10 protein-coding genes and 1 pseudogene are annotated in these 7,136 nt (G+C 55.9%); 7 read left to right on the top strand and 4 right to left on the bottom strand.

Features of this window, described 5'->3' with window-relative positions:
• Together ACEQWH_RS11200 and ACEQWH_RS11195 are read left to right on the top strand one after the other, a co-directional pair.
• A partial coding sequence (locus ACEQWH_RS11200; RefSeq protein ID WP_370230854.1) for a helicase-related protein occupies positions 1-553 on the top strand: 553 nt, incomplete at its 5' end.
• Positions 554-670: 117 nt separating this feature from the next.
• Positions 671-793 (top strand): hypothetical protein, encoded by a 123-nt coding sequence (locus ACEQWH_RS11195; RefSeq protein ID WP_370230851.1) that lies wholly within the window; start codon positions 671-673, stop codon positions 791-793.
• 203 nt (positions 794-996) lie between these two features.
• Here ACEQWH_RS11195 and ACEQWH_RS11190 read toward each other — a convergent pair whose 3' ends face one another.
• Complete coding sequence (locus ACEQWH_RS11190) at positions 997-1,449, bottom strand: iron-sulfur cluster assembly scaffold protein (RefSeq protein ID WP_370230849.1); 453 nt, start codon at positions 1,447-1,449, stop codon at positions 997-999.
• Positions 1,450-1,515: 66 nt separating this feature from the next.
• Here ACEQWH_RS11190 and hisI point away from each other — a divergent pair, with 66 nt between their 5' ends.
• A complete protein-coding gene (gene hisI / locus ACEQWH_RS11185) occupies positions 1,516-1,890 on the top strand; it encodes a phosphoribosyl-AMP cyclohydrolase (protein WP_370230847.1) in 375 nt (124 codons plus the stop codon).
• 34 nt (positions 1,891-1,924) lie between these two features.
• On the opposite strand, the gene gluQRS is transcribed toward hisI, so the two are convergent.
• The 3 genes from gluQRS to trmFO all read right to left on the bottom strand — a co-directional run bounded on the left by gluQRS (position 1,925) and on the right by trmFO (position 4,791).
• Entirely contained in the window at positions 1,925-2,773 is an 849-nt protein-coding gene (gluQRS, locus tag ACEQWH_RS11180) for a tRNA glutamyl-Q(34) synthetase GluQRS (RefSeq protein WP_370230845.1), read from the bottom strand.
• A complete protein-coding gene (locus ACEQWH_RS11175) occupies positions 2,770-3,381 on the bottom strand; it encodes a class I SAM-dependent methyltransferase (protein WP_370230844.1) in 612 nt (203 codons plus the stop codon). The genes gluQRS and ACEQWH_RS11175 overlap by 4 nt, the downstream gene beginning before the upstream one ends.
• A gap of 66 nt (positions 3,382-3,447) precedes the next feature.
• Positions 3,448-4,791, bottom strand: a complete 1,344-nt coding sequence (trmFO, locus tag ACEQWH_RS11170; protein ID WP_370230856.1) for a methylenetetrahydrofolate--tRNA-(uracil(54)-C(5))-methyltransferase (FADH(2)-oxidizing) TrmFO — start codon at positions 4,789-4,791, stop codon at positions 3,448-3,450.
• Positions 4,792-5,223: 432 nt separating this feature from the next.
• Here trmFO and ACEQWH_RS11165 point away from each other — a divergent pair, with 432 nt between their 5' ends.
• From ACEQWH_RS11165 to ACEQWH_RS11150, 4 genes and pseudogenes are all read left to right on the top strand, one after another.
• Positions 5,224-5,646, top strand: coding sequence for a PaaI family thioesterase (locus ACEQWH_RS11165; protein ID WP_370230843.1), 423 nt, complete (start codon positions 5,224-5,226; stop codon positions 5,644-5,646).
• A 53-nt stretch (positions 5,647-5,699) separates the two neighbouring features.
• Positions 5,700-6,350, top strand: coding sequence for a DUF2459 domain-containing protein (locus tag ACEQWH_RS11160; RefSeq protein ID WP_370230841.1), 651 nt, complete (start codon positions 5,700-5,702; stop codon positions 6,348-6,350).
• A gap of 182 nt (positions 6,351-6,532) precedes the next feature.
• The gene (gene rplM / locus ACEQWH_RS11155; RefSeq protein ID WP_370230838.1) at positions 6,533-6,994 is read left to right on the top strand and encodes a 50S ribosomal protein L13; all 462 of its coding nucleotides are present in this window, start codon (positions 6,533-6,535) and stop codon (positions 6,992-6,994) included.
• 2 nt (positions 6,995-6,996) lie between these two features.
• A pseudogene (locus ACEQWH_RS11150) lies at positions 6,997-7,136 on the top strand (30S ribosomal protein S9); the annotation flags it as partial.

Raw genomic sequence — 7,136 nt, 5'->3', positions numbered from 1 at the left:
CGTGGGCCTTGTGCATGGCCAGATGTCGCCTGCTGACAAAGACGCGGCGATGAAGGCCTTTCAGCGCGGTGAGACGCAGATCCTTGTGGCGACGACTGTGATCGAGGTCGGCGTGGATGTGCCCAAGGCGACAATCATGGTAATCGAGCGGGCGGAAATCTTTGGGCTGGCGCAGCTGCACCAGCTGCGCGGACGCGTCGGGCGCGGGTCCGAGGCCTCGACCTGCTTGTTGCTCTATCAATCCCCACTGTCTGAGAGTGGCACCAAGCGGTTGACCGTGATGCGAGAAACCAATGACGGGTTCCGGATCGCTGAAACCGATCTGGAAATGCGGGGTGCGGGCGATTTGATTGGAACGGCACAGTCGGGTGTGCCGCGCTTTAGAATCGCGGATATGGAATCACAGGCCCATCTGATGCAGATCGCGCAATCGGATGCGCGTAAACTGCTGCATGACGATCCGAGTTTGACATCAGAACGCGGTCAGGCCGCGCGTGTTCTTCTTTGGTTGATGGAACAGGATCAAGCGATCCGTTTAATTTCAGTAGGTTAGCGGCGAAACGTTCTCGTATTCACAAAATGTTCTCAAATGTTCTCATTTAGTTCTTTACACGACTCGCTAAAAATGAGAACAAATGAGCAACAAATAATTCAAGTGCAGGAGAGCCCGATGCTTCGTCAAATCAAGTCCGCGATCCAAAATTCACAGTCCACACTGTTTCAGGACGCCGTTGGTGCCGCGTCTTTGGTGGTGATGATGCTGGTTGCTCTGCACATCCCCGGTTTCGTTTAATTTTATCTGCCTGCGGTTCTCATTGATGTTTCCGCGCAGCCTGTCCCCATTTGCTGCGAACTGACTGTCACTGCCTGAAAGTCTTAGGGTCTGCCTCACATCAGCCCGCTCGGAACGTCGCTCTTTCCATTGCAGAGAACACGCGACCTTCGCCGCCGTCTTCCCCGAGACGTGCGGCGATTTTTTTGTGCGTCAGAAAGTGGTTATGCGCAGGCAGATTGCTCGGCTTGATCAATGGCCTCGACAGTCGCGTCCAGCGCCAGCAGGATGGATGCGTGCCGGTTTTTGTAATCCCGCGCGGGGCGCAGAACCTCTAGATCGTCGAAAGGGCTTGCCGGGGCAGGGCCATCTTTCTTCAACATGTCTTTCAACGCATCGCGGGCCTGTTCGACCTCTGCTCGGGTCAGTCCGATCACATTCGCGCCCACAACCGAGGCCGCTGCCTGACCAAGTGCGCAGGCCTTAACATCCTGTCCGTACTCAGAAATCTGACCGTCCACGAGTTTGATTTCCACCGTCACCGTCGAGCCGCACAGGGGCGAGCGTTTCTTAACCGTGGCATCAGGATTGGCGAGCGGATCCGTGCGCGGCATGTCGGCGGCCAGCGCCAGAATGCGCCCAGAGTAGAGTTTGATCAGATCATTATCGCCAGACATAAGGTCTTTCCTTTTCACCGCCAGTCTTAGATAGAGTTCCTAACTCCAAAAGCAAAGAGGCTCCTCATGGCTTTCGACCCGAAATCGCTGACTTACGACGCAAATGGCTTGATCCCGGCGATCGCGCAAGACGCCACCAGCCATGAGGTTTTGATGATGGCGTGGATGAACGCCGAGGCCGTGCAGCGTACGTTGGACTCAGGCCGCGTAACTTATTGGTCGCGGTCCAGACAGTCGTTTTGGATCAAGGGGGAAACCAGCGGGCATACTCAAGAACTGGTGGATTTTCGCTATGATTGCGATCAGGACTGCATTCTGGTGCTGATCAACCAAACCGGGGCAGCCTGCCACACGATGCGGCGCAGTTGTTTTTACACGGCTGTGCGGGACGGGGACGAGGTCGAGCTGATGGCCCCAATGCATGATTGCGACGACCACTAAACTGTGTCGCCCAGCCTGCGCATCGTCACACGCGTCAGCGCGATAGCCCAAGCATCTTGAGAATGTCCATCGGTGTCGCGCCTTCTGCACGATAGGTGGCTATGGCGCGGGCGTCGTCACGCTTTGCAAGGCGTTTTCCCGCATCATCCCGTATCAGGTCATGGTGATGATAGACAGGTGTAGAAACCCCCAGAAGTTTTTGTAATACAACATGAATTTGTGTGGCCTCCCATAAATCCGCGCCGCGTGTGACCTGAGTGATCGCCTGATCTGCGTCATCCACCACTACAGCAAGATGATAGCTTGCGGCCATGCCGCGGCGGACAAGAATGATGTCGCCCACCTCTCGCAACATCGCCGCTTTGTCCAAATTATGCGTGCCGGTAAACAACGGGCCAACTTCGTTAAACGACAGATCGTCGACCTGATCGAGCGCCTTGGCCATGTTCAATCGAACAACGTGATCCGAGGATTCCGGAAAGGTGCGTTGACGGCAGGTGCCTGGATAGATGCGCCCGTCGGGGCCAAATTGAGGCACCCCTTCTTGCGGTGCCCCGGCCGCGGCCTCGATGTCGGAACGGCGGCACACGCAAGGATAGGTCAAACCCATGTCGGTCAAGCGACCCACCGCGGCCTGATAGGCCTCAGACCGATCAGACTGGCGCATCACCGGTGTGGGCCACGCAAGCCCCATCCACGTCAGGTCGTCATAGATCTGATCTTCCCAATGGGAACGGCTGCGCGACTGGTCGATATCTTCGATACGCAGCAGAAACGCGCCACCTTGGGCCTGCGCAGCCCGTGCCGCAATAAGCGCGGAATAGGCGTGTCCCAAGTGCAGTGGACCGGTAGGGGAAGGCGCAAAACGGGTTCTAAAAGTCACGCTTTCTCAACGACATAGACATAAGAGGTCATGCCCTTTCCGGGCAGGTGGTCGCCCAGTTCTCGAAACAGAAGCCGCGCGCTACCGCCGTCCAGATAATCGTTCAAACGCGCTTCGTAAATACGTTCTTTGATGGCTTTGTCATTGTAGGACAGCACCAGTTTGCCGCCCGATGGCAGCAGATCGATCACCGTGTCCAGCAAGGAAACCGGAGCGGCGCCCACACCGATCACACCGATACATGTGATCACCTCATAGCTGCCGGGCGCGATGTCCATCTCTTCGCCCTGCATGTGTATCGCGTTTTGATAGACGCCTTTGCGTTTCGCGATGGCCAGCATTTCAGCAGAGAGGTCAATGCCGTCGATGTTGGTATAGCCGCGCTTGGTCAGGGCCTCGCCTGACAGGCCGGTGCCGCAGCCGACATCCAGAATACGCGTGTCTGGCGTCGGCAGGAACTGCCAGAGCGCGTCGGCGCAGCGCGCGGGGGTGAGATAGCCGTTGTCGGTGACCTCGGCGTCATAGGTCGTGGCCCAGTCGTCATAAAACTCTTCGACGGCGCTTGCGTTGTCTAGGTTGTAAACGGAATCCAGAAATTTTTTTGTCATAAACGCAGTAAAGCGCGCGAATGGCGCGGCGTCTATGATTTCTTGGTTTGAAGGCCGAGAAGGGCGCTAGGACTGCGCCGCCAACCATGCCTGCCAATCGGCTTTCGCGCGATCGGTATAGGCCTTATAGCGGTCTTTACGTCCGCGACGCCCGCCTTTCAGCCCCTCTACGGGGTGGAAAAGCCCGAAGTTCACATTCATAGGCTGGAATGTTTTGGCCTCGGCACCGCCGGTGATGTGGTGCACCAATGCGCCCATGGCGGAATTCGCAGGGGCGGTTTCGATCGGTTGGCCCAGAATTTCCGCGGCAGCCAGACGGCCCGACAAAAGCCCCATCGCGGCGCTTTCCACATAGCCTTCAACGCCGGTGATCTGGCCTGCAAACCGAATGTGTGGTTTGCTTTTCAGACGCATCTGATTGTCCAGCAGCGTTGGTGAATTGATAAATGTGTTGCGGTGGATCCCGCCCAAACGGGCGAAAGACGCATCCTCCAGACCCGGGATCATGCGCAGGACTTCGGTCTGTGCGCCGTATTTCATTTTGGTCTGAAAGCCGACGATATTATACAATGTTCCCAATGCGTTATCGCGGCGAAGTTGAACCACGGCATAGGGCTTGTCGTCGGGGGCGTGCGCATTGGTCAGGCCAACGGGTTTCATCGGTCCAAACCGAAGCGTTTCGCGTCCGCGCTCGGCCATGACTTCGATGGGAAGGCAGCCGTCAAAATAGCCAGCGGTCTCGCCCTCGTGGAATTCGGTTTTGTCAGCAGTAAGCAACGCATCGATAAAGGCTTCGTACTGCGCCTGCGTCATTGGGCAGTTGAGATAGGCTTTGCGTTCTTCGTCTGTGTCGCCCTTGTCGTAACGCGACTGCAGCCAGGCTACGTCCATATTGATGCTCTCCGCATAAATGATCGGGGCAATCGCATCAAAAAACGCCAGGGCATCAGCGCCCGTTTCAGCCTGAATGGCGGCGCCCAATCCCGCCGAGGTCAGCGGACCTGTGGCAATGATCCAGTGCCCGTCCTCGGGCAGATCGGTGATCTCGTCATATTCAACCGAGATATTTGGATGTGCGGTCAACGCAGCGGTCACACTTTCGGCAAAGGGATCACGGTCAACCGCCAGGGCACCGCCCGCAGGCAGCCGGTGTTTGTCGGCCATGGCCATGATCAACCCATTGGCCGCGCGCATCTCCCAATGCAGCAGGCCGACGGCGTTCTGCTCGTCATCATCGGAGCGGAACGAATTAGAGCAGACCATCTCGGCCAGATGCCCCGTGCGATGGGCAAAGGTTTCGACCTTGGGCCGCATCTCGTGGATGACAACTTTGACGCCCATATTGGCCGCCTGCCAGGCCGCCTCTGATCCGGCCATTCCGCCGCCGATGATATGCAATGTTTCGCTCATGCGCCGCAGATAGGGCAGTTGCAGCGCGAAGGGAAGGGCGGGGCCGCAATTCAGCTGTTTTTCCGGGGGGCTAAAACACATTTGGGTCGCTGAGGCAGGAATGTCGAGGTCTGAGAGAGTGACCTTGGAGGGACCTTCCACCTTTCAGCGACCCAATGAAGCGTCTGAAAATCTTATGCCAGATTTGGCAGGCATTTTCCAGAGAAATTGCAGAAATTGGGGCGAGATTGTGCCCAATTATGACAATTGGGCTGCAATGCTTCGAAATTGGGTAAATTATTGCTTCTGCATGTACAATTCCGCGGATTTGATGGCGAAGTTCGTTCCGATTGCGCGGGCGGGCGCCTTAATTTTGCCGCTACGTCATAGATTTCATCGCTTGTGTCAGGGTCGCTCTATGGAAAGACTTGCGGCACTAAGGTGAGGTGCGCAATGACTCCGGTGATAACCAAAGAAGAGCTGTCTGAGTATCTGGCAGAAGTGTTCTCTCAGGTTTGGTCGCAATTTGAGATCCTAGAGATGGACGGGCGCTTTACCGTCATGCGCCTGAAGGTGTCAGATGGGCATGTGCGTCCGGGCGGCACGATCTCGGGGCCGTCGATGTTTGGGTTGGCGGATGTGGCCGCCTATGTCGCGACACTAGCGGTGGTCGGGCGCAAAGCCCTCGCGGTCACGACCAGCTGTTCCATCGATTTCATGCGCAAGCCCGAGGCTGGCAAAGACCTGATTGCCAGAGCCGAGCTGTTGAAACACGGCAAAGTGCTCACCGTCACGGACGTGCGTATATTCTCTGAGGGGTCAGACCAAATGGTGGCCCGCGCATCGCTGACCTATTCTGTGCCACCAAATCGGTGATAATGAGCATTGTGGGCGTAGTCCCGAGTTAAGTGAGCAGGCGGAGAGCCGCATTGAAGACTTTTAGACGCGCGGCTTTTCTTATTTTGATCCTATGGGGTGTTAGCAGGTTTGTCGCAGTCGAGACCGGTCAACCTATTGATGCGGCTGGGGCACAGGTTTGGGTTCTGGATCATGGTTATCACGCCGGATTGGCGTTTAGCCGCGCTGATTTGAAATCTTTTGCATCAGAACAAAGCGCGGCCTTGCGAGCTACATATCCCAACGCAGATTGGTTTGAAATCGGCTGGGGCGACAGGGGATTTTATTTTGATGTTCCGACGCTTCAGGACGTGACCTTTGCCGTCGGAGCTAAAGCTTTGCTGGTTCCCAGCGAGAGTGTCATGCATATCGCAACGGGATATGGGTGGATTGATGATGTGTTTTCCAGGTCAGACAGTATAAGTCTGCGCTTGTCCCAAGAGAGTTTTGAAAACCTGGTTGATGCGATTGCAGGCCAAGTGGATTTGCAGGCCCCCTTGCGAGAGAGCCTTTACGGCACAGGGCATTTTTATGAAGGTGCGGGTGCCTATCATATGTTTAACACGTGCAATTCATGGGTGGGGCAAATGCTGCGCGGGGCAGGGATTGCCGTTTCTCCGGGAATGGCCCTGACCAGCAAAACCCTGTTGCGAGAGCTTTCATGGCGATATGGTTCGCAATAAGGGCAGTAAACTCGAAAAATATATGGGGTAAAATAGTACCTATTTTTTAACATATTGTTTTTGAATGATTTATTTGGATTTTGTGCGCTTGACTGTGCATTCACACCCTTTATAACCCGCCCATCGCTTAACGAGCGCGTCGAAACCTTTCGGCGCTGCTACCAAATATCAGGTAGACAACCATGAAAACCTTCTCTGCTACTCCAGCAGACATCGACAAGAAGTGGATCATCATCGACGCCGAAGGCGTGGTGCTGGGCCGTCTTGCGTCGATCGTTGCTATGCGCCTGCGCGGCAAGCACAAGGCGTCTTTCACTCCGCACATGGACTGCGGTGACAACGTCATCATCATCAACGCTGAAAAAGTTCAGATGACCGGCAAGAAACGCTCGGACAAGAACTATTACTGGCACACCGGTCACCCAGGCGGCATCAAGTCCCGCACTGCGGGTGAGCTGCTGGAAGGCAAGTACCCAGAGCGCGTTGTGACTCAAGCGGTCAAGCGCATGCTGCCGGGCAACCGTCTGTCCCGTAAGATCATGACAAACCTGCGTGTTTATGCCGGTGCCGAGCACCCACACGAGGCGCAAGCGCCAGAAGTGCTGGATGTGAAATCCATGAACTCCAAGAACACCCGGAGCTAATCATGACTGATCAAGTGAATTCTCTCGAAGAGCTGAACGCCGTTGCTGGTGACGAAGCTCCTGTAGTTGAGCTGGCCCCACGTGAGCCTGTTCGTGACGAGCTGGGCCGTTCTTATGCGACCGGCAAGCGTAAAGACGCTGT

It is taken from the genome of Cognatishimia sp. (assembly GCF_964229375.1).
Classification (GTDB): domain Bacteria; phylum Pseudomonadota; class Alphaproteobacteria; order Rhodobacterales; family Rhodobacteraceae; genus Cognatishimia.
This window is presented reverse-complemented; position numbering and strand designations above follow the sequence as displayed.